29 protein-coding genes are annotated in these 26,999 nt (G+C 59.3%); 14 read left to right on the forward strand and 15 right to left on the reverse strand.

The features are described from left to right. The first annotated feature begins 45 nt into the window (after nt 1-45). From QRN20_RS13635 to QRN20_RS13650, 4 genes are read left to right on the forward strand one after another with little or no spacing between them, the layout of a single operon-like run. On the forward strand, nt 46-1,230 hold the full coding sequence (locus tag QRN20_RS13635; RefSeq protein WP_285360574.1) for a sensor histidine kinase: 1,185 nt from the start codon (nt 46-48) through the stop codon (nt 1,228-1,230). Then, nucleotides 1,227-1,895: a response regulator gene (locus QRN20_RS13640; protein ID WP_004881185.1), complete on the forward strand. Its 669-nt coding sequence runs from the start codon at nt 1,227-1,229 to the stop codon at nt 1,893-1,895. Before QRN20_RS13635 ends, QRN20_RS13640 begins: the two co-directional genes overlap by 4 nt. After that, on the forward strand, nt 1,892-4,219 hold the full coding sequence (locus QRN20_RS13645) for an ATP-binding protein (protein ID WP_285360576.1): 2,328 nt from the start codon (nt 1,892-1,894) through the stop codon (nt 4,217-4,219). Before QRN20_RS13640 ends, QRN20_RS13645 begins: the two co-directional genes overlap by 4 nt. Next, complete coding sequence (locus QRN20_RS13650; RefSeq protein WP_004881182.1) at nt 4,216-4,680, forward strand: response regulator; 465 nt, start codon at nt 4,216-4,218, stop codon at nt 4,678-4,680. Before QRN20_RS13645 ends, QRN20_RS13650 begins: the two co-directional genes overlap by 4 nt. A gap of 8 nt (nt 4,681-4,688) precedes the next feature. Here QRN20_RS13650 and QRN20_RS13655 read toward each other — a convergent pair whose 3' ends face one another. Next, nucleotides 4,689-5,120: a universal stress protein gene (locus QRN20_RS13655; RefSeq protein WP_025995310.1), complete on the reverse strand. Its 432-nt coding sequence runs from the start codon at nt 5,118-5,120 to the stop codon at nt 4,689-4,691. Between the two features lie 145 nt (nt 5,121-5,265). After that, nucleotides 5,266-6,276 (reverse strand): tRNA dihydrouridine(20/20a) synthase DusA, encoded by a 1,011-nt coding sequence (dusA, locus tag QRN20_RS13660; RefSeq protein WP_285360579.1) that lies wholly within the window; start codon nt 6,274-6,276, stop codon nt 5,266-5,268. A 105-nt stretch (nt 6,277-6,381) separates the two neighbouring features. Between dusA and QRN20_RS13665 the strand changes: the two genes are divergently transcribed. Further along, nucleotides 6,382-6,567: a hypothetical protein gene (locus QRN20_RS13665; protein WP_043306708.1), complete on the forward strand. Its 186-nt coding sequence runs from the start codon at nt 6,382-6,384 to the stop codon at nt 6,565-6,567. Between the two features lie 134 nt (nt 6,568-6,701). Here the strand turns inward: QRN20_RS13665 and QRN20_RS13670 are convergent, their stop codons facing one another. From QRN20_RS13670 to QRN20_RS13685, 4 genes are all read right to left on the reverse strand, one after another. Then, nucleotides 6,702-6,983: a type II toxin-antitoxin system RelE/ParE family toxin gene (locus tag QRN20_RS13670; protein ID WP_122433869.1), complete on the reverse strand. Its 282-nt coding sequence runs from the start codon at nt 6,981-6,983 to the stop codon at nt 6,702-6,704. Next, complete coding sequence (relB, locus tag QRN20_RS13675; RefSeq protein ID WP_029242986.1) at nt 6,983-7,177, reverse strand: type II toxin-antitoxin system RelB family antitoxin; 195 nt, start codon at nt 7,175-7,177, stop codon at nt 6,983-6,985. The genes QRN20_RS13670 and relB overlap by 1 nt, the downstream gene beginning before the upstream one ends. Before the next feature lie 241 nt (nt 7,178-7,418). Next, a complete protein-coding gene (locus QRN20_RS13680) occupies nt 7,419-7,829 on the reverse strand; it encodes a LexA family protein (protein WP_025995307.1) in 411 nt (136 codons plus the stop codon). A 97-nt stretch (nt 7,830-7,926) separates the two neighbouring features. After that, nucleotides 7,927-9,168, reverse strand: a complete 1,242-nt coding sequence (locus QRN20_RS13685; RefSeq protein WP_122500053.1) for a M20/M25/M40 family metallo-hydrolase — start codon at nt 9,166-9,168, stop codon at nt 7,927-7,929. Between the two features lie 266 nt (nt 9,169-9,434). Here QRN20_RS13685 and QRN20_RS13690 point away from each other — a divergent pair, with 266 nt between their 5' ends. After that, on the forward strand, nt 9,435-11,606 hold the full coding sequence (locus QRN20_RS13690; protein ID WP_285360581.1) for a TonB-dependent siderophore receptor: 2,172 nt from the start codon (nt 9,435-9,437) through the stop codon (nt 11,604-11,606). A gap of 74 nt (nt 11,607-11,680) precedes the next feature. Here the strand turns inward: QRN20_RS13690 and QRN20_RS13695 are convergent, their stop codons facing one another. Then, entirely contained in the window at nt 11,681-12,160 is a 480-nt protein-coding gene (locus QRN20_RS13695; protein ID WP_029242983.1) for a P-loop nucleotide/nucleoside kinase family protein, read from the reverse strand. A 246-nt stretch (nt 12,161-12,406) separates the two neighbouring features. Here QRN20_RS13695 and tal point away from each other — a divergent pair, with 246 nt between their 5' ends. Continuing rightward, nucleotides 12,407-13,342, forward strand: coding sequence for a transaldolase (gene tal, locus QRN20_RS13700; RefSeq protein ID WP_029242982.1), 936 nt, complete (start codon nt 12,407-12,409; stop codon nt 13,340-13,342). A 79-nt stretch (nt 13,343-13,421) separates the two neighbouring features. Here tal and rssC read toward each other — a convergent pair whose 3' ends face one another. Both rssC and rssB read right to left on the reverse strand, forming a co-directional pair. Further along, nucleotides 13,422-13,907: an anti-sigma factor antagonist RssC gene (gene rssC, locus QRN20_RS13705; protein ID WP_004881040.1), complete on the reverse strand. Its 486-nt coding sequence runs from the start codon at nt 13,905-13,907 to the stop codon at nt 13,422-13,424. Next, complete coding sequence (gene rssB, locus QRN20_RS13710; RefSeq protein ID WP_004881038.1) at nt 13,907-15,088, reverse strand: two-component system response regulator RssB; 1,182 nt, start codon at nt 15,086-15,088, stop codon at nt 13,907-13,909. The genes rssC and rssB overlap by 1 nt, the downstream gene beginning before the upstream one ends. A 266-nt stretch (nt 15,089-15,354) precedes the next feature. Here rssB and QRN20_RS13715 point away from each other — a divergent pair, with 266 nt between their 5' ends. Further along, nucleotides 15,355-15,654, forward strand: a complete 300-nt coding sequence (locus QRN20_RS13715; RefSeq protein ID WP_004881036.1) for a PilZ domain-containing protein — start codon at nt 15,355-15,357, stop codon at nt 15,652-15,654. Between the two features lie 78 nt (nt 15,655-15,732). On the opposite strand, the gene QRN20_RS13720 is transcribed toward QRN20_RS13715, so the two are convergent. Beyond that, complete coding sequence (locus QRN20_RS13720) at nt 15,733-16,434, reverse strand: MlaA family lipoprotein (RefSeq protein ID WP_004881035.1); 702 nt, start codon at nt 16,432-16,434, stop codon at nt 15,733-15,735. A 191-nt stretch (nt 16,435-16,625) separates the two neighbouring features. Between QRN20_RS13720 and pcrP the strand changes: the two genes are divergently transcribed. Together pcrP and QRN20_RS13730 are read left to right on the forward strand one after the other, a co-directional pair. Continuing rightward, on the forward strand, nt 16,626-17,237 hold the full coding sequence (pcrP, locus tag QRN20_RS13725) for an HAD superfamily inactivated hydrolase PcrP (protein WP_025995302.1): 612 nt from the start codon (nt 16,626-16,628) through the stop codon (nt 17,235-17,237). 103 nt (nt 17,238-17,340) lie between these two features. Continuing rightward, nucleotides 17,341-17,607, forward strand: a complete 267-nt coding sequence (locus QRN20_RS13730) for a DUF4404 family protein (RefSeq protein ID WP_285360585.1) — start codon at nt 17,341-17,343, stop codon at nt 17,605-17,607. Between the two features lie 138 nt (nt 17,608-17,745). On the opposite strand, the gene queF is transcribed toward QRN20_RS13730, so the two are convergent. After that, nucleotides 17,746-18,576 carry an NADPH-dependent 7-cyano-7-deazaguanine reductase QueF gene (gene queF, locus QRN20_RS13735; RefSeq protein WP_058431247.1) on the reverse strand — a complete coding sequence of 277 codons (831 nt, stop codon included), beginning with the start codon at nt 18,574-18,576 and terminating at the stop codon, nt 17,746-17,748. 175 nt (nt 18,577-18,751) lie between these two features. Between queF and QRN20_RS13740 the strand changes: the two genes are divergently transcribed. Next, entirely contained in the window at nt 18,752-19,432 is a 681-nt protein-coding gene (locus tag QRN20_RS13740) for a heavy metal response regulator transcription factor (protein ID WP_122407425.1), read from the forward strand. Next, the gene (locus tag QRN20_RS13745) at nt 19,429-20,790 is read left to right on the forward strand and encodes a heavy metal sensor histidine kinase (RefSeq protein ID WP_285360586.1); all 1,362 of its coding nucleotides are present in this window, start codon (nt 19,429-19,431) and stop codon (nt 20,788-20,790) included. Before QRN20_RS13740 ends, QRN20_RS13745 begins: the two co-directional genes overlap by 4 nt. 52 nt (nt 20,791-20,842) lie before the next feature. Here QRN20_RS13745 and QRN20_RS13750 read toward each other — a convergent pair whose 3' ends face one another. The 3 genes from QRN20_RS13750 to QRN20_RS13760 form a co-directional block, all read right to left on the reverse strand. Further along, nucleotides 20,843-22,087 carry a lipoprotein-releasing ABC transporter permease subunit gene (locus QRN20_RS13750; protein WP_088234917.1) on the reverse strand — a complete coding sequence of 415 codons (1,245 nt, stop codon included), beginning with the start codon at nt 22,085-22,087 and terminating at the stop codon, nt 20,843-20,845. 62 nt (nt 22,088-22,149) lie between these two features. Then, nucleotides 22,150-22,833: a lipoprotein-releasing ABC transporter ATP-binding protein LolD gene (lolD, locus tag QRN20_RS13755; RefSeq protein WP_173335977.1), complete on the reverse strand. Its 684-nt coding sequence runs from the start codon at nt 22,831-22,833 to the stop codon at nt 22,150-22,152. A gap of 7 nt (nt 22,834-22,840) precedes the next feature. Continuing rightward, nucleotides 22,841-24,091 (reverse strand): lipoprotein-releasing ABC transporter permease subunit, encoded by a 1,251-nt coding sequence (locus QRN20_RS13760; RefSeq protein WP_122412168.1) that lies wholly within the window; start codon nt 24,089-24,091, stop codon nt 22,841-22,843. Nucleotides 24,092-24,193: 102 nt separating this feature from the next. Between QRN20_RS13760 and QRN20_RS13765 the strand changes: the two genes are divergently transcribed. Next, nucleotides 24,194-24,781, forward strand: a complete 588-nt coding sequence (locus QRN20_RS13765; RefSeq protein WP_004881011.1) for a PilZ domain-containing protein — start codon at nt 24,194-24,196, stop codon at nt 24,779-24,781. A 55-nt stretch (nt 24,782-24,836) separates the two neighbouring features. Continuing rightward, nucleotides 24,837-25,559, forward strand: coding sequence for a glycerophosphodiester phosphodiesterase (locus QRN20_RS13770; RefSeq protein ID WP_004881009.1), 723 nt, complete (start codon nt 24,837-24,839; stop codon nt 25,557-25,559). A 42-nt stretch (nt 25,560-25,601) separates the two neighbouring features. Here the strand turns inward: QRN20_RS13770 and sthA are convergent, their stop codons facing one another. Continuing rightward, nucleotides 25,602-26,996 carry a Si-specific NAD(P)(+) transhydrogenase gene (gene sthA / locus QRN20_RS13775; protein ID WP_025995295.1) on the reverse strand — a complete coding sequence of 465 codons (1,395 nt, stop codon included), beginning with the start codon at nt 26,994-26,996 and terminating at the stop codon, nt 25,602-25,604. Nucleotides 26,997-26,999 lie beyond the last annotated feature (3 nt).

The raw sequence follows: 26,999 nt of genomic DNA on the forward strand, positions 1-26,999 counted from the left end.
AAGGTGTGCTCGCGCGCGCATCACCCTTCGCTGGAGCCCTCCCCTATGCAAAGCCCTCCCCATGACCCGGCAAGTGCCCTGGCGATCCGTACCCAGTATCGCCAGTCGCAAAGCCGTGCCGCCCGTCTGCGACTTCTGGTGGACACGGGCCAGGAACTGACCCAGCTGCCGCCCGAAGCCATGCGCCAGCGGGTGCTGCAACGGGCCTGTGCCTTCGTGGCCATGGACCATGGCCTGCTGCTTGAGTGGACCAGCGATAACGTAGTCACGATCACGGCCAGCCACGGCAGCAAGGAACGTCTGAACTCGATGGACAAGGTGGCCGACACCCTGGCCGTCGGCCCGCAATGGCTGGATTGTCCGCAAGACCGACTGCCCAGTGTGCTGATGCTGCCGTTGCGCGGTGCAGATGAAGGCGCGTTCGGCACGCTGCTGCTCGCCAACAGCGTCGGGATCAATGCCCCGGACAACGAAGACATTGAATCCCTGCAACTGCTCGCCACGCTGCTGGCGGCGCATCTGGAGAACAACCGCCTGCTCGAAGCGCTGGTGGCGCGGGAACGGACCATGTCCGAGCTGGTTCATCAGTTGTTCACTGCTCAGGAAGACGAGCGCAAGCGCATGGCCTACGACCTGCATGACGGTCTGGCACAAACGCTTGCCGGACTGCATCAGCGTCTGCAAGGTTTCGCCGGGCGCTGCCCGGAACTGCCAGAGCCCATGAGCGCCGACCTGCAGGCCATCCTCAATCTGGCGCAACACTGCGTGGGCGAAGGACGGCAGTTGATCAGCGGTCTGCGCCCTACCGTGCTCGATGACTTCGGCCTGCTTCAGGCGGTCGACAAGGAAGCCGATCGCCTGCGCGAAGCCGGCATTGCCGTGCACTGGAGCTCGCGCTCGATGGTCCGCCTGCCCAGCCATCTGGAGATTGGTCTGTTTCGCATTGCTCAGGAAGGCATCAACAATGTGCTCAAACATTCGGGGGCTGGCAGCGTGCAGCTGGCACTGGACATCAGTGACAGTAACGTTTCGCTGCTGCTCGAGGATAATGGCCGCGGTTTCGTGACCGATCAGCGCAGCGACGGCAGCGGCGTTCAGAAACTGGGGCTGGTGGCCATGCAGGAGCGCGCCAGCCTGATGGGTGGCCGCCTGACCTGCGTCAGCCGTCCCGATTGCGGTACGCGATTGCGCGCTACCGTCCCTTTCACTGCTGACAAGGCAATTCAATGACTGACACCCTGCGACTGGTCCTTGCGGACGACCATGAAGTGACCCGTACCGGATTCGTCTCGCTGCTGGCAGGACATCCGGAATTCGAAGTGGTTGGCCAGGCCGCCAACGGCCAGCAGGCCATTGAGCTCTGCGAAGAACTGCAACCGGACATCGCGATACTCGACATCCGCATGCCGGTGCTCAACGGACTGGGCGCAGCCCGGCTTCTGCAGCAACGCATGCCGAAGCTCAAGGTGGTGATCTTCACCATGGACGACAGCACCGATCACCTGGAAGCGGCGATCAGCGCCGGTGCCGTGGGCTACTTGCTCAAGGACGCCAGCCGCGATGAGGTGATTGCCAGCCTGCAACGCGTGGCACGTGGTGAAGAGGCTTTGAACAGTGCGGTCAGCGCACGCCTGCTGCGCCGCATGACCGAGCGCAACACCAGCGGCGCGTCACTGCCCGAAGCCCTGACGCCTCGCGAACGTCAGGTGTTGGGGCTGGTGGCAGGCGGTTTCAGCAACCGGGAAATCGGCGAAAAACTGGGCATCACCACCGGGACTGCCAAGGCTCACGTGGAAAAAGTGATCGGCAAGCTCGGCGCATCTGATCGCACCCAGGCGGCCGTGCGTGGTGTGGCGCTGGGACTGGTTACTCAGGCACCGGGCGACTGGCAATGACAGCACTGTCCACCAGCCGCTGGCAGGATCTCCCCCTGCGTGGCAAGGCACTGCTGGCGATTTCGATGCCGCTGGTGGTGCTGATGTCCTCGCTGGGGTTGATCTATCACGCCGAGCGCCAGACCGCGCAGGCCGAAGAGGATGTGCGCCGTGCACTGCTGGTGCAGGGTGATATTCAGACGGTGCATACCCAGATCGCCGAAGCAGCCGCCAGCGTGCGCGGTTACCTGCTGACCCGCCAGGCGGATTTTCTGCCTGGTTATCTGAACGCACAGCCGCTGATCGACGCGGCGCTGTCACGGCTTGATGCCAATATTCAGGACGTGCAGATGCGTGGCTATCTGACGTCGATCGAACCCCTGATCCACGCCAAGGCGGATGGACTGGCAAAACTGCAGGCGCTCAGCCTGGATGCACCGGAAAACATCACGCGCATCCTGATTGAAAACAAATACGTGCTCGATCAATTGCGCGAACGCATCAGCACCATGCGCGAGCGCGAGGACACGCTGCTGGCCGAACGCACTGCCGCCGCGTCGGCCACTCGCCAGCAACTGTTGCTGTCCACGCTGCTGGCCGCGGCCTGCGGCATCATCGGCGCCATTCTGGCGGTGCTCATGCTGTCGCGAGGCATCGTCACGCGGGTCCAGCAGGTGCAGCGCAACGCCCAACGCCTGGCGCTCGGGCATCCCTTGCGGCCACAACCTCCCGAGAAAGACGAGATCGGCCAGTTGAGCACGCGTCTGGTCGAAGCCGGGCAATTGCTTGCCGAGCGTGAGCGTGCCCTGCGGGACAACGAAGAACGCCTGCGGCTCATCATTGAAGGCGTGAAGGACTACGGCATTTTCGCGCTGGACAAGCACGGCTACATCACCACCTGGAACGCCGGTGCCGAGCGCATCAAGGGCTACACCGAGCAGGAAATCATCGGTCAGCACTTCTCTGTTTTCTACCAGCCAGAGGAGTGTCCGCAGCATCCGGACATGGCGTTACATGAGGCTACGGTCGAAGGCCACTACATGGAAGAAGGCTGGCGCTGCCGCAAGGACGGCAGCCGTTTCTGGGCCAGCGTGGTGATTACTGCACAGTACGACGGCAACGGCGAACTGCGCGGTTTCTCCAAGATCACCCGCGACATCACCGACCGCCGTGCCGCAGAGATCGCGCTGGGTACGGCCCGTGAAGAAGCCGAACGCGCCAGCCGGGCGAAAAGCGAGTTTCTTTCGCGCATGAGCCACGAGTTGCGCACGCCGCTGAACTCGATCCTGGGGTTTGCCCAGTTGCTGGACATGGATTCGACGGCCAGCCAGCGGCCGCAGGTCGGGCACATCCTGCGTGCCGGTCAGCATTTGCTGAAGCTGATCAACGAGGTGCTGGACATCGCCCGGATCGAAGCCGGCCACCTGTCCCTGAGCCTGGAACCGGTGGCCCTGTCGGCAGTGCTTCAGGAAGCGCTGGTGCTGGTTTCGCCGATGGCGGCAGACGGCAACATCCGGCTGGTCGAACTGCCCGACATGCCGGACGAACTTGGCGTGATCGCCGACCGCCAACGCCTGATTCAGGTGTTGCTCAACCTGTTGTCCAACGCCATCAAGTACAACCGGCCCCATGGTCAGGTGCAGATCGAAGTCGAGCAACTGGATGAGCACACGACCGTAACCGTCATCGACACCGGCCACGGCATTGCCGCCGAACGCATTGATCAGTTGTTCAAGCCGTTCGAGCGCCTGGGCGCCGATCCGAATGTTGAAGGCACCGGCCTGGGTCTGGCGCTGAGCAAAAGCATGCTCGAGATGATGCAGGGTCAGCTGTCGGTGGAAAGCACGCCCGGACAGGGCAGCCGCTTCACCCTGAGACTGCCTCACGTTCAAGTGCAGGCTCCCGTCGCGCCCGCACCGCGTCCGACCGAACTGCTCCCGGCCGTGCAACGCCCTGCCACTGCCGACTATCACGGCAAGGTGCTGTGCATCGAAGACAACCTGTCGAGCATGGCCCTGATCGAGACGCTGCTGCAGCGCAGACCGGGCATTCGGCTGCTGTCGAGCATGCAGGGGCAACTGGGTCTGGACCTGGCCAGGCAGCATGCCCCGCAATTGATCCTGCTGGACCTGAATCTGCCGGACCTTCAAGGGCTGGAAGTCCTGCAGCGTTTGAGACGCCTGCCTGCGACCGCACATACGCCGATCCTGATGATCACCGCCGACGCCAGCGACACCGTTCAGCGAACCTTGCAAGCGGCCGGCGCAACCGCCATCCTGACCAAACCCATCCAGGTGCCGGCCTTTCTCGCGTATCTGGATCAATACATACCGGAGCCGACATGACCGGAGATTTCCGTATCCTGATCATTGATGATCAGCGCCCCAACCTTGAGTTGATGGAGCAACTGCTCGCACGGGAAGGACTGACAAACGTACTGAGCAGCACCGAGCCGTTGCGTACACTGGACCTGTTCAACAGTTTCGAGCCGGATTTGGTGGTACTGGACCTGCACATGCCCGAGTTCGACGGCTTTGCGGTCCTGGAGCAACTGAACCGGCGCATTCCCACCAATGATTATGTGCCGATCATGGTTCTGACAGCGGATGCCACGCGTGACACTCGCCTGCGCGCCCTGGCACTGGGCGCACGGGACTTCATCAGCAAACCGCTCGATGCGCTGGAAACCATGCTGCGGATCTGGAACCTGCTGGAGACGCGCGCGCTGTACAAGACCCTGCGCAAGCTGGTGCCGCCGGAGCACATAGAACTGCTGCGCCAGCCACGTTCGCTGGCACAGCAATAGCTGGCGGCTTACTTGATAAGCGTCACCGGCACCGACGCTTCATGAATCACCCGCGTGGCGACCGAGCCCAGCAACAGGCCCGTCACGCTGCTCAACCCCCGGGTGCCCATGACGATCACGTCGCAACCCAGCTTCTGCACCTGCGCCTCGACCTGCTCCGCAACATTGCCAAGATCAACGTGCGCCTGAAAGGGTGTTCCGGCAGCGGTCAGCAGCTCGATCGCATCATCCAGCACGCGTTTGCCTTCGTTGTTCAGACCGGCCTTCACACCCTCGATCATGTCCGGTGCCAGATAGAGGCTGTAGTCGATCGGACTGGCCTGTACGTTCAGCAGATGAACCTCAAGCGGCTTTTTGAGATCGGCAGACAGCTCAATGACATACCCGAGGGCCCGCATGGCGTGATCGGAACCGTCGAAAGGAACAAGAACTTTATGCATGGCGGCTTTCCTTGTTGGATTATGCCGTCAACATAGCCTGAGCCGGGCGGCGCAGCTACTGCAAAGAGTGTTTGATTTGATCCAGAGCAAACAGCCGACGCCTGGACTGCCAGACGTCACTGAGAAAATACCTGTTTGCTCGCCTTTAGCGACCTTCGAGGAAAGCTGCCGCCTGATCCAGCAGCATCAGCGGGTTCTCATGCTTGTGGATATCGACTGAAAGCAACTGCCGAAAACGCCGCGCCCCCGGAAAGCCCTGGGCGAGCCCGAGCACATGCCGGGTGATATGGTGCATGTTGCCGCCACTGGCCAGATGCGCCTCGATATAAGGCCGTAATGCCTCCAGCGCTTCGGCGCGACTGATAACCGGCGCGGTGCTGCCGAACAGTTGCTGATCCACTTCCGCCAGCAGGTAGGGATTGTGATACGCCTCACGGCCCAGCATCACGCCGTCAAAGGTCTGCAGATGCTCCTGGCATTGCTCCAGCGTCTTGATACCGCCGTTGAGGACGATCTCGAGCTGCGGGAAATCCTTCTTCAATTGCGCAACCACGTCATAACGCAGCGGCGGAACATCCCGATTCTCCTTCGGCGACAAACCTTCCAGAATCGCGATTCGCGCGTGCACCGTAAAACTCTGGCAACCGGCCTCATGCACCTTGCCGACGAAATCACACAGCTGCTCGTAGCTGTCACGACCATTGATCCCGATACGGTGCTTGACCGTGACCGGAATGCTCACCGCATCACGCATCGCTTTAACACAATCCGCCACCAACTCCGGATGCCCCATCAGGCACGCGCCAATCATGTTGTTCTGCACCCGATCACTCGGGCAACCGACATTCAGATTGACCTCGTCATACCCCACCCCTTCCGCCATCCGCGCACACGCCGCCAGATCCGCCGCCGTACTGCCACCCAACTGCAGCGCCAACGGATGCTCGGTCTCGTGATGCTTCAAGAACCGCGCGCTGTCGCCGTGCAGCAACGCGCCGGTGGTAACCATCTCGGTGTAGAGCAAGGCGTGTTTGGAGAGCAGACGCAGGAAGAAGCGGCAATGGTGGTCGGTCCAATCCATCATCGGCGCAACGGAGAAGCGGCGGGACAGCGCAGGCCTTGTAGGCCTGGGGCTTGAGGCAATATCTGGTTGCATATTTATCAGTCGATTTTTAGCACTTTCGGGCTGTTTTTGGCCGTTTTTTGGGCTCGGTGCTAAAATTTAGCACCGCAAAAAAACTTTTAGCACCGAAGGAACGAGATGGGAACGATCACCCAAAGGAAGAACAAAAAGGGTGGAATCAAGTACACCGCACAAATCAGGTTCAAACGCGCAGGGAAGGTAGTTTATCAGGAAGCGCAGAGCTTTTACCGCAAGCTCGTAGCTCAGGGGGCAACGTGGAATCTTACAGGGACTGGAATGAATGGCGAAGGTGCGCTGTCCTGAGCAAAGTCTCCAGAGCGACCTGCATTGATTTCCATAGCCGCCTTTAATAAACCCTTACCTACCTTACGCTCTGCATTGCAGTTGACCACTACACACATCGGAAGCCGAACCTTGCGCAACACAGGTGACCCTGTTCATGTCAACGGATAGGTCTGTCTTGAATGCAAGACGTTCACGATCTCCACTCGATCTGAGGCAATGCGGTAAACGATGATGTAATTGGGGTGCGCGACGAGTTCGCGCGTACCGGAAACCCGCCCCAGAGGAAAAAGATAAGGATGTTCAGCTAATGGTAAAGGCGCAGCCTGAAGACGTGATTTTAGGCGACGAGCGGCAGGGGGGTTTTCATTGGCGATGTAGAGGATGATTGAAGAAAGGTCATTTACAGCAGCTTGCAGCCAGACAATGGGCAACATCAGCTACCCAATCTCTGCCTGGCCTCAGCAGCCTCAATGATCGCGTCCATGCGCGCCATGACTTCATCGTGAGGCACTGCACGTCCAGGTTCGGCCAACGAAGCTTCCACCTTGGCGCGAAACCAGAGATCGTAGCTATCAGCTTGCTCTTGCGTATCAAATTCGGAAACGATGGGGGAAAGTGTAGTGCTCATAAATACCTCCAAGTCATACAGGCCGCAGTCTAGTACGTTCCACTCGAGCTGTCAGGATTGGCGACTTGGGAAACTCTTCAGCAGATATTTCTGCCTGTAAGGTTTCCGCGTGGCTGGTGACGTGAAAGCTCGGTGTCCAGTGCCCTCATGAGCAGGATTCACAGCATGGGATGATCTTCGAAAAACGTCGAAACGTGCGGACAGCCCGCAAGGGATAATCAATTGCTATCCACCCCGCCACTCAAACCCGCCTCAAACTCTGCGTCACCACCCCCAAAATAATCAGATCATCATTATCCGTCACAGGCTGCGACGGGTAATCCTTATGACTGGACTCAAGCATCACGACGTTCCCGCGCATGTGCAAACGTCTGCATACCTGCGCCTCGTTGAGCGAGGCGATGACAATGTCGCCGTGCTCGGCGTAGCGTCCGCGGTCGACAATCAGCATGTCTTCCTTGCTGATGTGCTCCCCTTGCATGCTGTCGTCCTGGATCGCAGCAATGAAAAAGTCCGGTTCTCGCACTTCGCAGAGCTCCGCGATGGAGACGTGTTTTTCGATGACGGGCGATTGCGAGCCGACGGACGACATGGAGATGAAGGGGAGCTTGATGCCCCCTGCGGACAAGGGGCCAAGGAAGGTGACACTCATGATGCGAGCCTTTTTATGATTAACTGTATGCATATACAGTTAATCGCGCATCGGGGCTGAGGTCAACCTTGGACGTAAGATATGTCGACAGATGGCGTCAGGGTTTGGCCTCCGAAAGCTGCTTGATCAACGCCACTGTCAGGTAAAGCCTGGGGGCGATGCTCGACAGTTCGATGTACTCGTCATCGGCATGCAACCCCGCCCCCACAACGCCCATGGTTTCGAGCACGGCCGGTTTTTCGCTACCCGGAACGTAGGCATAGCCTGCGTCAGTGCCGAAGCGCATGGCGATGGGCTCGATGTTGCGCCCGATCTTGCCGTAAAGCGTCTGTGCGGTTTTGGCCAGTTGTTCGGAGCCTGGGTTTTTCGCCAATGGTGGGCGTCCTTTCTCCAGACGTACCGACACCTCGGTGCCGTCGATGAGTTTCTTCTGCACGATGCGCTGGGCGTCGGCGATGACACGATCACTTTCAGACAGAGCGGAATAGCGCATGTCCGCTTCCGCCGAAGCACTGGACGGGATGATGTTGCGCTTCTCGCCGCCCTTGATCAGGGTCCAGTTGACGGTGGTGCCTTTGGCTGGATCGCCCAGGTCCTTGAGCTGCAGCATCTGGTGCGCCAGTTCAATCGCGGCGTTGCGTCCGGCTTCAGGCGCGGAGCCCGCATGTGATGACTTGCCTTTGACGTCGAGAATCACACCGTTGATGCCGTTGGTGGCAACGGTGACGGCATCCTTGTCAGGTGGCTCGTAGGAAAAGACGTAATCGTGCTGGCGAGCCAGTTCGGCGATGATTTTCTTCGAGCCGCTGGAGCCGGTTTCCTCATCAGGGTTGAACAGCACGGTGAGTGTGCCGAAATCCTTGAAGCCCTCCTCCTGCAGAAGCTTCAGGGAATGCAGAATCATTGCGACGCCGCCCTTGGCATCGGCGACGCCTGGGCCATAGGCGCGCTCGCCGTCCTGTTTGAACGGGCGTTTCGCTGCGGTACCCGGTCCAAAAACCGTGTCGTAGTGGACCATCAGCAGAAAGGATCGGGTACCACTGCCCTTGATCGTGCCGACGATGTTGTCGCCGGCGGAGGGCGTCGCGGGCGTGGTGGTGACTTCTGCGCCCAGTGCTTTCAGGCGCTCGACCAACAGCGCGCTGATGGTTTTCAGGCCGGGAGCCTGGCCTGTGCCGGTGTCGACATCAACCAATTGCCTGACGGTCTCGAGATAGGCTGTCTGTTCGATTTCGGCTTTTTTCAGTAGTTGCTCGGGCGAGATGTCCGCCGCGAAAGCGCCGGTGGACAGGATGGAAAAGGCGATGACACTCGCAACCGATGTACGTCGAAATTGCATGCTGGTTCCCTCAGATCATTGCGGCTTGAAACCCCATCTTTACCCAACCTGCCTCGTAACACCACTTCCAGACGCCTGAACGACGTAGAGCCATACAAATGCAAATATGTATATAAATGTAACTGAGAGTAATTAGCATTTATTCAATTGTGAAAAAATTGTTAGGATCCTGCGACCAGCCTGCTGGCTGACCAAACGTCCGGCGCCCCGTTGTTCAAGTAGTTCGCCACTTTCCAAACGCTCAGGTCCATCGTAGGAAACCCACAATGTTTCGTCCGCTCACTTCGCTGACCGCTTTTGCGATTATCGGTGCATCAACTGCTGCGCTGGCTGCTCCCGATCAAACCAGTCCGCCTGCCCAGACTCAGTCGAGCGCGTTGACGCTGGACAATGTCGACATCAATGCGCGAGCAGGCGTGGCGGGAACGGCGACCACCGAAGGCAGCGGTTCCTACACCACCGGCTCCATGAGCACCGCCACCAAGTTGCCGTTGTCGATTCGCGAAACGCCACAGTCGGTCAGCGTGATTTCACGTCAGCGCATCGAAGATCAGGGCATGAACGATCTGAACGATGTCGTTAAATACGCGCCGGGCATCATCCTGCGCAAGTTCGGTACGGACCGTCAGCAGTTTCTCGCACGCGGTTTCAGCATCGACAACCTGATGTACGACGGTCTGCCGACCATCGTGAGCACCTTCACGCTGGACACCATTTCCGGGGCCGATCTGGCGATGTACGACCGTGTCGAAGTGGTCCGCGGCGCCACCGGTCTGATGACGGGCGCAGGCAGCCCATCGGCAACATTGAATCTGATCCGCAAGCGCCCCACCGCCATACCGCAAGTCAGCGTCACGACCAGCGCGGGCAGCTGGGATCGCTACCGAACGGAAGTGGATGCCTCCAACAAACTGAACGACTCGGGTACATTGCGCGGTCGGGTAGTGACAGCGTATGAAAAGGGCAACAGCTTTCTCGACGAGCGCGATGAGGAACGCCAGACGTTCTACGGAATCCTGGAAGCAGACCTGAACGAATCGACCACCTGGACCATCGGTGCGTCCAAGCAGCGTGACGATGCTACATCGGACTGGGGCAGTCTGCCTTCGGGTCCGAATGGCCAATACCTCGGCCTGCCCCGCTCCACATTCCTGAGCAACGACTGGGCTTACTGGGATCGGGACAACGTCAGCGTATTCACCGACGTGACTCACCGGTTCGACAATGGCTGGAGCGGCAAGATCGCAGCGGCAAAGATATGGGCCGAGTCGGACATGTATTCCAACTATCTGACGGCTAACGGCAACGGTTATGGCCAGGCGGCAGGTCAGTACGACACCACCGATGTGCAGACCAATATCGATGGCTCGCTGTCCGGCCCTTTCAAGCTGTTTGGCCGCGAGCATGACCTGATGCTGGGTGTCAGTCGCCGTGAAGAGAAATTCGACCAGAAAGGCGGTTTCTACGGCTCGACGCCCATCGATATCTACAACTTCAACCCGAACGTGATGCCCAAGCCGGACATCAACACCCGCACGGCGTATGTCAGCCAGAACACCGCGACCGAAGACGGCATCTACGCAGCCGCACGCTTCAACCCGATCGATCCACTGCACATCATCGTCGGCAGCCGGGTGAGCTGGTATGACTATCAGAATCGCTCGGCCAACACGGGCGATTACAAGGTCACACGCGAGGTCACACCTTATGCCGGCATCGTCTACGACCTGAACGACACCTACTCGGTCTACGCCAGTTACACCGAGATCTTCAAACCACAGAACCAGCAGGACGTGAGCGGTGCCATTCTTGACCCGATGACCGGCGAGAGCTATGAAATCGGTTTGAAGGGCGAATACTTCAACGGCGGCCTGAACGCCTCGCTTGCGCTGTTCGACATGACTCAGGAAAACCGCGCTTACGCCATCGTCAATCCGCCCGCCAGTTGCCAGCAACAGAACCGCACCTGCTACGAAGCAGCGGGCGAAGTGCGCAGCCGCGGTATCGATGCAGAAGTCACCGGTGAGCTCACACCGAACTGGCAGGCCTCGGCGTCCTACACACTGGTGCTGAGCCAATACGTCAAGGACCGAAACTTTGAAAAAGGCGATAGATTCGCAGCGGAGCAGCCCAAACACCTGTTCAAGGCCGCGACCACGTATCACCTCTCAGGCGACTTCAGCAAATTGCGCATCGGGGCCGACGTACTGGCTCAGAGCGACACCTACAACCGTGTCGGCACCGGTCGCTCGGAGCAGGACTCGTATGCAGTGGTAGGCCTGATGGCGGGCTACCGCTTCGACGAGCACTGGGACGCCCGGGTGAACCTGAACAACGTGCTGGACGAGAAGTACTGGCAGGGCATTCCAACCGCGACCGGCAGCGGCGTTTACGGAGATCCACGCAACGTGATGTTCTCGTTGAAGTGGTCGCTTTGATTGCTCGATAAACAAACTCACAGGCGTCCAGGGAACCCCGGGCTGCCTGTGAGAAATTGTGAGAACGCCCTAGCCTAATAGGTCACGATGACCAATCCCTCACGTTCGTCTGGCGCTGTGAAGTAGCTGGTGATGAGATCGAATTCTTTGTCCGTGGCAGCAAAATCGTGATCACCCCGGACATTGCGCGCACGCAGTCGCGCGCGACACGTCTGATCATCAACATTAAGAAAATGCAGGCGATTCTGCACTTGGGCACCATCGGCGAGCGCACGAAGCCAGGCTCGATCCGAGACTGTATTGGCAGGAAAATCCAGGACGACGCTTACACCTGTCGACAGTACGCTGACAACCAGAGGCTCTAGCACCCCACGAATACGTCGTGCGCGATTTATATAGTCGGAAACAGAGCGGACTTCGTCAGGATAGAGCGCCGCAAGCCAGCGGTCTTCGCTGATGACGATTGTCTTGGCTTCGCTGCCCAATGTGCGGGCCAGGGTTGATTTGCCTGATGCGATTTTGCCGCACAGAAGATGCAATATCGGGGTCGTCATGGAAATCCTTTCAATTCGTCCAGTAAAGATACGTTAAGTGAAACCGCACCATACGACCATGGGGCACGCTTAAATCAAGGTTCAGGGAACAAGCAGCCCGCCATGGGCTCAAAACCATTCTCGACAAGGTTTGCGCGACAATGCCGACCCTCGACGCCACTGATGCGCAAAGCTTATGCGCCACGGCCTTGAGTGGGCGGCAGCGCTCGGGTAATGTCATCCAACCGCACAGGACAGAGCACGCTCATGACTTCCAAGCTGGATCAACTCAAGCAATTCACCACCGTTGTCGCCGACACCGGTGACTTCGGCGCAATCAAAAGCCTCAAGCCGCAGGACGCTACCACCAACCCTTCCCTGCTGCTCAAGGCCGCTTCGAGCGAGAGCAACTCGCAACTGCTGGCCGACGCGTTCAGCGGCAGCAAGGGTGACATTGGCCTGGCGTGCGACCGCTTCGCCGTCGCCATCGGCCAGGAGATTCTCAAGGTCGTTCCAGGCCGTGTTTCCACTGAAGTGGATGCCCGCCTCTCTTTCGATACCAACGCCCTGATCGAACGCAGCCATCGCATCATCGAGTTGTACGACAAAGCGCATGTCAGCCGTGATCGCGTATTGATCAAGCTGGCGTCCACCTGGGAAGGTGTTCGCGCTGCCGAGAAGCTGGAGAAGGAAGGTATTCAAACCAACCTGACCCTGCTGTTCTCCTTCGCTCAGGCCATTGCCTGCGCCGAAGCAGGCGTGTTTCTGATTTCGCCGTTCGTGGGTCGCATCTACGACTGGTACAAGAAGTCGTCCGGTCAGGACTACACCGGTGCCGAAGATCCTGGCGTGCAGTCTGTGACCCGCATCTACAACTACTACAAGGCCAACGACTACAAGACGGTCGTGATGGGCGCAAGCTTCCGCAATCTGAACCAGATCGAACAACTGGCTGGCTGCGACCGTCTGACCATCAGCCCGGACCTGCTCAAGCAACTGGCTGAAGACACCGGCACACTGGAGCGCAAGCTGGCTCCGGGCAATCCCGGCGAAGATGGCAAAGCTGGCCATAAATTGACTGAAAGCCAGTTCCGCTGGGCATCGAACGAAGATGCCATGGCCACCGAGAAGCTGGCTGAAGGTATTCGTCAGTTCGCTCGCGATCAGGAAAAGCTCGAGGCTCTGCTCTCCGCCAAGCCCTGAAAACATTAAAGGGCGACCTCCTTGCGGAGGTCGCCCTTTTTGCTGCCCGCCATTCAGCGGGACAGACAGGGAATGCTGTTTAGCGCTGGCCTTCGAGCGCGTTGACCAGATCATGGAAGGCTTCACGATTGGAGTCGTTGAGCCCCATGAGGATCTTGTGCGCTTCAAGCACTTTGGCCTTGACCACTTCCTCGCATTGATCCTGCGAAGGCAGATCAGTCAGACACTCAGGACGCGGAATGGGACGGTCGACGATGTTGAACACCTGATCGAAACCCATCGACTGCAATAACCGCGTGATGTCTTCGTGAGTGGTTACCAGCGTTGGCAACAGACCCACTTTCTGACGGGACAGGATCGAGAGCTTGGCCAGCAAACCAAGCGTCGTGCTGTCGATGCTGCGAGTTTCGGTCAAATCAATCACCACCGCCGAAAAATTCAAGGCAGTGAAGATTCGCTCGATAGTCGCGTCCAGGGCCGAACACAGCGTCAACCGCACTTCACCCACGAACTTGAGAACGAAGGTGCCTTCCTGCTCGGCGAACTGGATTCTACCGGTACTCATTAAAGATTCCTGCTTAACACTAACAAGGCGATATCATCCGGCATCTCCCCTAGCGTTGCCAATTCAAAAACCTGACGCAAGCCATCCAGGCTACCGCCGGCCGTCTTCACCAATTCGGGTAAAACGGCTTCTTTCTCTTTGAGTGTATCACCGGGCAACAGATCGAGTATGCCGTCAGACAGCATGGTCAGACTGAACGACGCTGGCAGGTCCATTTCATGGTCCTGATAGGTCGCTTCGTTGAACAACCCGACCGGCAATCCACGCCCTTCCAGATAACGCGTCTGACCCTCGGTGTACAGCACCGGGAGCGGCAGATGGCCGCCAACGGCATAGGTCAGCTTGCCCGATTCTTCATCGATGACACCGCCAACCATGGTCACGTGCTTGCCCAGTTTGCAACTGATCAGCCCGCGGTTGATGTGCCCTAATACATCGGAGGGCTTGAACTCTGGCAAGGTTCCGCCACGCTTGGATTCAAACAGCAACCGCGTGGTCATGAACTTCAGCAGTACGGTGATGAATGCCGAAGAGGCGCCATGCCCGGATACGTCGGCCAGATAAAACGCAACGCGTCGCTCATCCACCCGGAAATAGTCGACAAAATCGCCTGACAGGTACAACGAGGGAATGATCTGGTGGGCGAACTGAAACTCGTCGATCGCCCACGGCGTGATCGGCAACATGTTCATCTGCACCTGACGGCCCGCATCCTGATCTTCCTGAAGCAGATGAAGGCTGGCTTCAAGCTCGCGATTGGCTGTTTCCAGTTTTTCGCGGTAGACCTGGTTTTCCTTGAGCAGGCGCGCGCGGTCCAGCGCTCGGCGCACTGAATGCTCGAGCACGGCCAGGTCTTCAAGTGGCTTGATCAGATAATCGGCGGCGCCCAGACGCAGGGCTTCGACCGCATCGCTCATGACGCCCGCGCCGGAAACGACGATGACCGGCGTTTGCGGAGCGATGGACGTCACCTGACGAATCAGCTCAAGACCACCCATCTGAGGCATGCGCAGGTCGCAGACCACAAGATCAGGGGTTTTCTGCTCGAATATCTGAATACCCTGCAAGCCGTTACTTGCCTGCAGGACGCTGAAGCCACTGTCTTCCAGATAGGCGGCAAGGCTTGCGCGCACGACTTCATCGTCGTCGATTATCAGCAGCGTGGCACTGGTTTTTGGCATGTGGGCAAACGGCGCCAGATCAGGTTTGCGTAGGCGGCCCGGTTAACCGGAACCTGCTTACTGGATTCGCTTCTAGCCTCTCTTAAACCATCCGTGCACAACAATGTTGCGCATCGTGTTTCAGAGGTGCCCTTCAAGGCGCAGACGGTACTCCCATCCGACGGGCGTTTCAAGCGTACTCCGGCGCGGACTTTGCGCTCTTTACATCGCAAATCGCCGGGAGTTATAAGAACGGTCACATCAGCAACCAAAACGAAGGACTGGACATGAGTCGAACCGATCGCGACTACGAGGAGAAAAGGGATTACATCCGCATGCGCGTCGACGCAGACGTCAACCTGATCCATGCGGGACAGGTTATTCCCGCCGTGTGCATTGACCTTTCAAGCTCTGGCATGCAGGTCCAGGCGCCCCGCTCGTTCAGCGTCGGAGACAAGCTGAACGTCAGCATTGATTCCGATCATCCTGCGCTCAAGGGCCTGGAAGCTGATACTGAAGTGGTCTGGGTAACGGACGAAGAAGGCGGCGGACAGAAACTGGGCCTGTCCATCGTGTCCATGAAGTGAGTCATGGTTCACAATCCGGAAAAATAATAAAGGCGACCCCTGGTCGCCTTTATTCATTATCACGCTGCGCAAAAACGATCAAAAATCGTCTTCGACCTGCCCGTCCTTGACCTTGAATTCGCGGTTCTGCAGATACGCATTGCGAATGAAGGTGTAACGGTCGCCACTAATCATGCGCTCGGCTGACAACAGGCTGGCGCGGGTATCGACCAGATTCACGCCCAGCGCGGTGTTACGGGTCGGCACGTGGTCGATGTAGCGATATGGCGTGGTGTAGGTGTCTGGAATCTTGGCGAAGGCATCACGCACAGTGCTCGGGCCCAACAGAGGGATCACGACGAAAGGACCGCTGCCGACACCCCAGTGACCGAGGGTCTGGCCGAAGTCTTCGTCATTGCGCTGCAGGCCCATGTGGGTGCCCACGTCGATGAAGCCGAGCAGGCCGAAGGTGGTGTTGAAAATCAGGCGGGCGGTGTCGACACCGGCGGCCGCTGGTTTGGCCTGCAGTACGTCGTTGGCAAGGTTGCCTACGTCACCAATGTTGTTGAAGAAATTGTGCACACCGTCCTCGACGAATTGAGGCGCGACGTACTGATAACCCTTCGCCAGTGGCTTGAGTGTGTAGGTATCAACGACATCGTTGAAGCGGAAGATGGCGCGGTTGACGCCTTCCCATGGGTCATCTTCTGCCGCCTGCGCGACAACTGGAACCAGCACCATACCGGCACAGACAGACAACTGAGCCAGACGTTTGATAAAGCCTGCACCGGTCACGGGCATAGCTGACACTCCTGATCTAAATAATGACGCGGGTGCTACGCCCCCACACGCAAGGACCGGCAGTATAAAGCGTTCTGTGACAAATAAGGCAGTTCTGTCGGCAAGGCAATGCAGGTAAAAGCGGTCATCACTCGTTCATCGCAGTGTCACAAAAGGCCTGTAGCGTGCTTTGGTATTTCAGAGAGATCACCATGCTCGCGCCGGTCCTCAACCCGCAACCCTCATTCTCCGCCCTGCTGTTCGGCCTCAGCGGTTGCCTTGTGGACTTTGGTGCGCAGGCCGCCAGCCCTGCTGCCGACCGGGAATGCAATCATGCAGAGGCGACGCCGGGTGCATTGGATGCCCTGCGAAGACTGCGTCAGCAAGGCCTGCCCTGTGCATGGCTGGACGAGTTGCCGGACACACTCAGTAATAAACTCGCTGAACCTTTGAATGACTGGATCATGGCCGCGCCGCGTCCCGCCGCACAGTGGCCTGCGCCAGATGCCTGCTGGACCGCCTTGATGGCTCTGGGTGTGCGCCAACTGGATGGCTGTGTATTGATCAGTGGTGATCCACGCCTGCTGCAATCGGGACTGAACGCCGGGCTGTGGACGATTGGACTGGCGTCGTGCGGGCCGTTGTGCGGGTTGTCTCCTCTGCAATGGAAAGCCCTGAGTGATGCCGAACGCGAACAGCGACGCGCTCACGCCACACTGAAGCTCTATGCGTTGGGCGTGCATTCGGTGATCGATCATCTGGGCGAGCTGGAGTCGTGCCTTGCAGACATCAGTCTGCGCCGCAGCAAGGGCGAAAAGCCCTGACACACATGCAGCCTGCTCTGGAGTGGATTAGTCTTAAGGCGTCACGAACCTTTAGCCCAGCGGCGTAGTCCATGGGACAGACTTATCATTGAAGGAGCACGTCATGCCTGCCCGCGAACTGCAAGAACAACTCGATACCCTGCGCGAGCAACTGGAGCAGAATCCCCCGCTGTCCGAGGCCGAACGCGACAATCTGCACGAACTGATGGCACAGATCCAGGCCCGAATCGAACTGGAAAACGCCACCCACGAAGACCCAAGCCTGGCCGATGGCGTGAACCTGGCGGTCGAGCGCTTCGAACTGGAACACCCAGCGATCGCCGGCACCCTGCGCAATGTCTTGCAGACATTGGGCAACATCGGGATTTGATGATCGCTGAGAGGCCGCTTTGATCGTGCCCATCGCTCTGCATGGGCATGCGTCACGTGACGCTCTGCGTCACATTCAAGAGCGGACGCGGAGCGTCCTGGGCAGCGTTGCGAACGATCAGTAAGCGGCCCGAACGCCTTACTGCCGCGCCAGCCTACCGTTCTCCACGTCAAGCACTTCGGTACTGCGATACGGGTTGATGTCCAGACCGCCGCGTCGTACGTAACGCGCATACACCGTCAGTTTTTCCGGCTTGAGCAGTCGTTGCAGATCAAGAAAGATCCGCTCCACGCATTGCTCGTGAAAGTCCGAATGCTGGCGGAAGCTGACGATGTAGGCCAGCAGACTCGCATGATCCAGTGCCGCGCCGCGGTATTCGACCACGACGCTGCCCCAGTCCGGCTGACTGGTGACCGGACAGTTGGACTTGAGCAGGTGGCTGTACACGCTTTCCTCGACGATGCGCGACTCATCACAACGCAGCAGTTCAGGTTGCGGCCGATCGTAACTGCTGACGCTGATGTCAAGATCATCGATGCACACGCCCGGCAACGCCGCTACCCCTTCACGCTCGATCTCGTCAAGACTGCGGATGCGCACGCCGACCGGTTTTCCGGCAGCCGCTGAAAGGTCTTTCTCCAGCGTGACCTGTAATTGCTCACGCGTCTCGAACGCAGTCTGGTTGAGCGAGTTGAGGTACAGCTTGAACGACTTGGACTCGATGATATTCGGCGAGTCGGCCGGAATGCTGAACTCGGCAATCGCCACCACCGGCTTGCCCGACGGCAGCAGCCAGGACAGCTCATAGCAGTTCCAGAAATCGACACCCCGATACGGCAGCGTCTCTGCTGTAAGCCCCAGCTCGGCCCATTTCGCAGCGCGAGGAATGGGGAACAGCAAGGAAGGCGTATAGGTGGCGATGTACTCACTGGACTTGCCCAGCGGCGAGTGTTCGGCTGCGGGATGCATGGCGATACCTGGATCATGAATTAACGCGGCGAGTTTATAGGGTTTGCGACAGGCTTTCAGCGACAATCTCTCGCCCGACGCGACGCAGCCAGATCATTACAGTCGTGTCAGCTTCGCCCCGAATCGCGCCGCCTGCGCTATAAAGCCTGCATTGCACTGCACATGATCCCGCCTGATGAAATTACTAATCGTTGAAGACCAATCCAGAACCGGCCAGTTTCTGCGCCAGGGCCTGAACGAAGCCGGGTTCGACACCGAGTGGGTGGCTGACGGCAGCGCCGGTCAGCAGCGGGCCTTGAGTGGCGACCATGCACTGCTGATTCTTGATGTGATGCTGCCGGACTGTAACGGCTGGGAAATCCTTGAATCGGTACGCGCTGCAGGGCTGGATACCCCGGTGCTGTTCCTCACCGCGCGTGATGCCATCGAGGACCGCGTTCACGGCCTGGAACTGGGCGCTGACGATTATCTGGTCAAACCCTTCGCCTTCTCCGAATTGCTCGCCAGGGTCCGTACCCTGCTGCGCCGCGGTGGCAGTGCCGCTGTCGAGACTCATCTGCAGATCGCCGACCTGCGTCTGGATCTGATGCGACGCGAAGTTGAACGCAACGGCCAGCGAATCGTCCTGACGGCCAAGGAGTTCACCTTGCTGGAATTGCTGTTGCGTCGTCATGGGGAGGTGCTGCCCAAATCTCTGCTGGCAGCGCAGGTCTGGGGCATGAATTTCGACAGTGACACCAACATCATCGAAGTTGCCATCCGCCGTCTGCGGGCCAAGATCGATGACGACTTTCCCGACAAACTGATTCATACCGTGCGCGGCATGGGCTATGTCATCGAAGAGCGTCCACTGTGAACCTGCGGCGCCGGTTTGATCGGCTTTCATTATGCAATCGCCTGGCGCTGCTGTTTTCCGTCTGCACGGCTGCGGTCTCGCTCACCGCAGGCATCCTGTTCAACCATGCCAGCGAAGCGCATTTCGTCGAACTGGACCGGCAACTGCTCGAAGCCCGACTCGCCAGTCTGCGCAGCACATTGCAAGGTGTCGGGACAGCGCAGGATTTCGACCAGCGTCGGCAACTGGCGCTGTCCAGTACAGGACACCAGCCGGACCTGACGTTGCGCATCACAGGCCCTGACGGCCAGATCTGGTTCGATAACCTCTCAACCGCTGCGCCGCTCGATGACGGCCTTCAGACGATCAGCGCTGACCAGACGGCCTATCGCAGCCTTACAGAATCACTGTTGCCGCACAAAGGGCCTTCGCCCAAGGTCACGCTATTGCTGGACATCACCCATCACCAGCACTTTCTGGAGCGAATGCAACGCCTGATCTGGCTCACCGTCGGCCTGTCTGCCCTCGCTACCGCGCTGCTCGGTGCCTGGGCCATCCGCAGCGGGCTGAAGCCGTTGCGCAGGATGAGCACTGTCGCGGCCAGCGTGTCGGCCAGTTCGCTGACCACCCGCCTCCCCGAACAGGACATGCCTACAGAGCTGGCGGAACTGACCCGCGCATTCAATGCCATGCTCGGCCGTCTGGACGACAGCTTCCAGCGCCTGTCGGCGTTTTCTGCCGATATCGCTCATGAGCTGCGCACGCCGCTGTCCAACCTGCTGACCCAGACCCAGGTCACCCTCACCCGCCCGCGTGCGCTCGAAGACTACCGTGAAGCGCTGACCGGCAACCTCGAAGAGTTGCAGGGCATGGCGCAAATGGTCAACGACATGCTGTTTCTGGCCAAGGCCGAGCACGGCCTCTTGCATCCGGCACGCGAAGCGCTGCAACTGGAAAATGAGGTGGATGCCGTACTGGAGTTCTTCGCGCCACTGGCCGAAGACACAAAGGTGAGTTTGTCGCGAAAGGGACAGGCCACCGTGCACGGCGACGCTGCGCTGCTACGCCGCGTGCTGTCCAATCTGCTGGACAACGCCTTGCGCTTTACCCACCCGGGTGGCTACGTGAAGATCGAGTTGAAGACGTCACCGTCAAGCGTTGCTCTTAATGTTGAAAACAGCGGCACCGATATCGCTGCTGATGCCTTGCCACGCCTGTTCGACCGCTTTTACCGCGAAGACCCCGCCAGACTGGAAAGCAGTGAACATGCCGGGCTGGGTCTGGCGATTACTCGCTCGATCATTCATGCCCATGGCGGCACGATTCGTTGCGAATCGGCCAACGGTGTCACCCGCTTCCTGATCGAACTGCCTGTCTGAGAACAAAAAAGCCGTTGCGGGTCGGCAACGGCTTGAAGTCCCAACGTGAAGATCACTCGTAACGCAGGGCGTGCGCCGGCTCGATCTGCGCGGCGCGCCAGGCCGGATAGACCGTGGCCAGGAAGCTCAGAATGAAACCGGCGCTGCAGATCAGCAACACGTCACCGCCCTGCAGTTCGGACGGCAGGTTGCTGATGAAATACACGTCGGAACTGAAGATGTGCTGACCACTGACCCGCTCGATCCAGCCCACCAGACTGCTGACATTCAGCGCCGCGACGATGCCGAGCACGCCACCGATCAGCGTGCCGACAATACCGATCACCGTGCCCTGCACCATGAAGATCGCCATGATCTGTTTCGGTGTCGCGCCGATGGTGCGCAGGATGGCGATGTCAGCGCCCTTGTCGTTCACCACCATGATCAGCGTGGCGATGATGTTGAACGCGGCCACCGCGACGATCATCAGCAGCAACAGGCCGATCATGGTCTTTTCCATTTTCATGGCGCTGAACAGGCTGCCCTGCGTGTGTGTCCAGTCATCGGCGCGATAACCGTCGCCCAGGCCGCTGGCGATGGCGGTCGACACTTGCGGCGCCATGTACAGGTCTTTCAGCGCGAGACGCACGCCCTGCACCTGATTCGGCTGCCAGCGCTGCATCTGTGCGGCGTCTGCGATGTTGATCAGCGCCATGGAGCCGTCAAGCTCGGCACCGACCTTGAACACGCCAACGACCGTCAGACGCTGCAGACGCGGGGTGATGCCGCCCGGTGCGCTACTGACTTCGGGCACGATCAGGGTCAGCTTGTCACCGACGCTCAGGCGAAAGCGACGGGCCGTGAGATCGCCCAGCACGACGCCAAACTCGCCGGGCTTCAGATCTTCAAGGCTGCCACGCGTGATGTGCTTCGTGACAATCGACACTTCGTGTTCGAGTGCCGGATCAACACCACTGATCTGGATCGGCTGCATCGAGCCCTTGTAGGACAGCATGCCTTCCATGTCGGTGAACGGCACGGCTGCCGTCACTTCGGGATTCTTGAGGGCAGCGGCGGCCAGCGGCTTCCAGTCATCAACCGGCGTCGTGCCAGCAATCACTGCGTGCGGCACCATGCCAAGAATTCGCGAGCTCATTTCACGCTGGAAGCCGTTCATCACCGACAGCACCACGATCATTGCCAGCACACCCAGTGCCAGACCGATCATCGAGGTCATCGAAATGAACGAGATGAAGCTTTTGCGGCGCTTGGCGCGGGTATAGCGCATGCCGATGAAGATGGGTAACGGTCTGAACATTCGCGGAGCACCGTAGAAAAAGTGTAGAACCCGGCGCGATGACTTGCGCCGGGCCGGGTGAATCAAGCCTCGACGAGGCGACCGTCTTCCAGACGCAATACGCGGTCCATCTGTCTGGCCAGGCTCATGTCGTGGGTCACGACCAGAAACGCGGTGCGCGACGAGGTGCTCAGTTCACGCATCAGGTCCTGAATGCCCTGAGCCGTGTGATGGTCGAGGTTGCCGGTCGGCTCGTCGAGCATCACCAGACCCGGCTGATTGACCAGCGCACGAGCAATCGCCACGCGCTGACGCTCGCCGCCGGACAGCTCGGACGGCTTGTGCGCCAGACGATGTCCCAGCCCCACGCGTTCCAGCAGTGCAGTGGCGCGCTTGCGAGCCTCGGGAATTGCGGTGCGGCCGATCAACAGCGGCATGCAGACGTTTTCCAGCGCCGTGAACTCGGGCAACAGGTGGTGGAACTGGTAGACGAAACCCAGTGCCCGGTTGCGCAACAGGCCACGGGCCTTCTCGCCCAGTGCCGACAACTCTTCGCCTGCCAGCCAGACGCTGCCTTGCGATGGCGTGTCCAGACCGCCCAGCAGATTGAGCAAGGTACTTTTGCCAGATCCCGAGCTGCCGACGATGGCGACCCGCTCACCGGGATGCAGTTCCAGTTGCAGGCCGGACAATACAACCACTGATTCCGGGCCTTCCTCGTAGGATTTACCCAGGTTGCGGCAACTCAATACAGCTTTATCAGACATGCCCGACTCACTCATAACGTAACGCCTCCGCCGGCTGGGTGCGCGCAGCACGCCAGGCGGGATACAGGGTGGCGAGGAAACTCAGGACCAACGCCGCACCGCAGACCTGGAACACGTCCTGGGCCATCAGTTGCGAAGGCAGGTAATCGATGAAATAGACGTCGGCGTTGAGAAACTTGTGCCCGATCAGCCCTTCGAGCGCCGATATCGCCGCGCTGACATTGAGCGCAGCGAGAATCCCCAGCGCCGCGCCGATCAGGGTGCCAACGACGCCGATCACCGTGCCCTGCACCATGAAGATCGCCATGATCTGGCGTGGCGTGGAGCCCAGCGTGCGGAGGATGGCGATATCGCCCTTCTTGTCGTTGACCACCATGACCAGCGTGGAGATGATGTTGAACGCCGCCACGGCCACAATCAGCAGCAACAGCAGCCCGATCATGGCCTTTTCCATGCGGATCGCCTGATACAGGTTGCCGTGGGTGCGGGTCCAGTCACGGGAATAGAAATTGTTTTCGCCCAGCTTCTGAGCGATTTCCCACGAGGTGCGCGGTGCCGCGAACAAGTCGTCGAACTTGAGGCGCAAGCCCTGAACCTGATTGGGTTTCCAGCGATGCAGGCGCGCCAGATCATCAAGATTGGTCAAGCCCAGATAGCCGTCGATCTCGCCAGCACCGACGTGGAAAATGCCGGTCACTTCGAAACGCTTCATGCGCGGAAACATACCGGCAGGTGTCAGTGAAACTTCAGGCGCCACGAACGTCAGTTTGTCACCGACCGCGACACCCAGCTTGGCCGCTGCCTTGTCACCGATCATGATGCCAAAGCTGCCGGGCGCGAGGCTGTCAAGCTTACCCTGCTGGATGAAGTTGTCGATGATCGACACCTTGCGTTCCTGGGCCGGGTCGATGCCGTTGAGCAGCACCTTCTGCACCTTGCCTTCGTGGGTCAACAGACCCTGCATCTGTGTGAATGGCGCAACCGCGAGCACCTCAGAGTTCTCCTGAACCCTGGCGGCGAGCGCCTTCCAGTCCGTGATCGGGTCACCGGACTCGATGGTCGCGTGAGGCACCATGCCCAGCACACGGGTGCGCATTTCATGATCGAAGCCATTCATTACCGATAACACGACTATCATCACCACAACGCCAAGCGCCAGGCCGATCATGGAAGTCAGGGAAATGAAGGAAACAAAATGGTTACGTCGTTTTGCACGTGTGTAGCGCGTGCCGATGAATACAAAAAGAGGTCTGAACATTAGGGACTTTGTTCGCAGGAATGAGGACGTCCGTGTGGCGGGCCTTGACGTGCAGCTTTACACTCGAGACTCTCTGACCACCGCCGCTACCATGGGTTCGCCATGTCGACATTAGATGAAGCAGAACGCCGCGAATACTACCGTATCGATGCCAGCGTCGCACTGGAAATTAACCCGCTGTCCGCAGCCGAGGCCGCCAGCCACGAGGCGATGAAGGAGACCTCGGCACTGTTCGACCTGCTGAGCGAGCTGCATGTCAGCGAATTCGAATCCCAGCATCTGCTGCGCCAGCTCGACGAGCGGGACCGCGTGCTCAACAGCTTTCTCAAGTCGCTGAACAAGCGCATCGACCTGCTCGGTCAGGTCGTCGCCCACACCGCGCTGGGCAAGCTCGGCACACCGCAGCCGGTCAAACTGTCCGAAGGCGGCATGCAGTTCAATTCGTTGCAAAATTATACGGTGGGCGAAGAACTCTCGATCAAGATGGTGCTGATGCCACAGGCCGCCGGCCTGATGCTGCACGCCAGGGTGACGCAGAGCGACGCACTGGCCGACGGCGGTTTCGACACCTGGGTCGAGTTCGTGCAGTTGCCTGATGCGCAGCGCCAGTTGATTGCCCGTCACGTTCTGCAACGCCAGGCGCAGCAACGTCGCCAGGCGCTGGAGCGAGGCCAGCCCTCAGGCTCATGATTCACCCCTTATCCGATCACACCAGTAGTTGGCGCCTTTCAGGCCAGGAGTAAACGTGACCCTTATCTACGGCCACCGCGGCGCCAAGGGCGAAGCACCGGAAAACACCCTGACCAGCTTTCAGGAATGCCTCAAGCATGGCGTTCGCCGCTGCGAACTGGACCTGCACCTGTCGCGCGACGGGGAACTGATGGTCATCCATGACCCGACTCTCAAGCGCACCACCGACCGGCGCGGCAAGGTCCACGAACACGACGCAGCCGATCTGGTGACCTACGACGCACGCAAGGGCGGACCTGGCTGGGTGAACCCCTGCCCGATTCCGCGCCTGGAAGAGTTGTTCGAGCACTGCGACTTCGAGCACTGGCAGCTGGAAGTCAAAAGTGCCTCACGCACCCGTGCCGCAAATACCGTGCTGGCCATTCGTGAAATGGTTCAGCGGCACGGATTGCTGGACAAGGTCACCATCACCTCAAGCTCCCGTGAAGTGCTGCGCGCCGCTGTCGAGCTGACGCCGGACATCTCGCGGGGGCTGGTAGCCGAATACGCCTGGCTCGACCCGCTGAAGGTCGCGCAGAACTATGGTTGCGAAATTCTGGCGTTGAACTGGACGTTATGCACCCCTGAGCGCCTGCAAAAGGCACAGCGTCAGGGGCTGCATGTGTCGGTATGGACGGTCAACGAACCGGCGCTGATGCGCAGGCTCGCTGACTTCGGCGTGGACAGCCTGATTACAGACTTTCCCGGTTTGGCCACCGCCACGCTCGGGAATCGCTGAAATCGGTCGCCCCGGCCGGCTCAGGCCACCGGCCGGAGTCGCTCAAAAAAGCCGGTTGAGGCCATCGTAAGCGGCTACCCGATAGGCTTCGGCCATGGTCGGGTAGTTGAACGTGGTGTTCACGAAGTACTTGATCGAGTTGGCTTCGCCCGGCTGACTCATGATCGCCTGACCGATGTGCACAATTTCCGATGCCTGGTCGCCGAAGCAATGCACGCCCAGCACTTCAAGCGTCTCGCGGTGGAACAGGATCTTCAGCATCCCCACGCGTTCGCCGGAGATCTGCGCACGCGCCATGCCCTTGAAGAACGCCTTGCCCACTTCGTATGGCACCTTGGCCTGGGTCAACTCATGCTCGTTCTTGCCGATCGAGCTGATCTCGGGAATGGTGTAGATGCCGGTCGGCACGTCATTCACATAACGCCAGCTGCCATTGTCAACCACACTGCCCGCCGCCGAGCGCCCCTGGTCGTACGCCGCACTGGCCAGACTCGGCCAGCCGATCACATCGCCTGCACCATAAACACTGGCAACGCTGGTGCGATAGGTTTCATCGACTTCGATCTGGCCACGGCCATTGGCCTTGAGGCCGATATTTTCCAGCCCCAGCTTATCGGTGTTGCCGGTACGCCCGTTACACCACAGCAAGGCATCGGCCTTGATCTTCTTGCCGGACTTGAGGTGCAGAATCACCCCGTTATCCAGGCCTTCGACCTTTTCGTATTCTTCGTTGTGGCGAACCATTACGTTGTTATTGCTGAAGTGATAGCTCAGCGCCTGCGAAATCTCGGTATCGAGGAAGCTCAGCAACTGGTCGCGGTTGTCCACCAGTTCGACCAGCACGCCAAGACCGCTGAAGATCGACGCGTATTCACAGCCGATTACGCCAGCACCGTAGATGATCAGCTTGCGCGGGGTGTGCCCCAGGCTGAGGATGGTGTCGCTGTCGTAGATACGCTTGTGGCTGAAGTCGATGTCTGCAGGACGGTAAGGACGCGAGCCGGTGGCGATGATGATCTGGTTGGCGACCAGTTTTTCCATGACGCCATTGGCGCAGACCACGTTGATGCTGTTCTCGTCGGCGAAACTGCCTGTCCCAAAGAACACATCGACCCGGTTGCGGGCGTAGTAGGCAGTGCGCGAGGCCACCTGCTTGGAGATGACCATCTCCGCGTTTTTCAACACATCCGGAAACGAAAACCAGCGCGGCTCGCCAATGGCCCGGAACATGGGGTTGGTGTTGAACTGAATGATCTGTTTGACCGAGTGACGCAGTGCCTTGGACGGGATGGTGCCCAAATGAGTGCAGTTGCCGCCCACTTGCCGACGGCTGTCGACCATGGCGACCTTGCGTCCCGCCTTCGCGGCGTTCATTGCCGCGCCTTCTCCGGCTGGGCCGGAACCCAGTACCACTACGTCGTAGTTGTAGACAGCCATGCG

It is taken from the genome of Pseudomonas sp. fls2-241-TYG-175, from assembly GCF_030209155.1.
GTDB lineage: Bacteria > Pseudomonadota > Gammaproteobacteria > Pseudomonadales > Pseudomonadaceae > Aquipseudomonas > Aquipseudomonas viridiflava.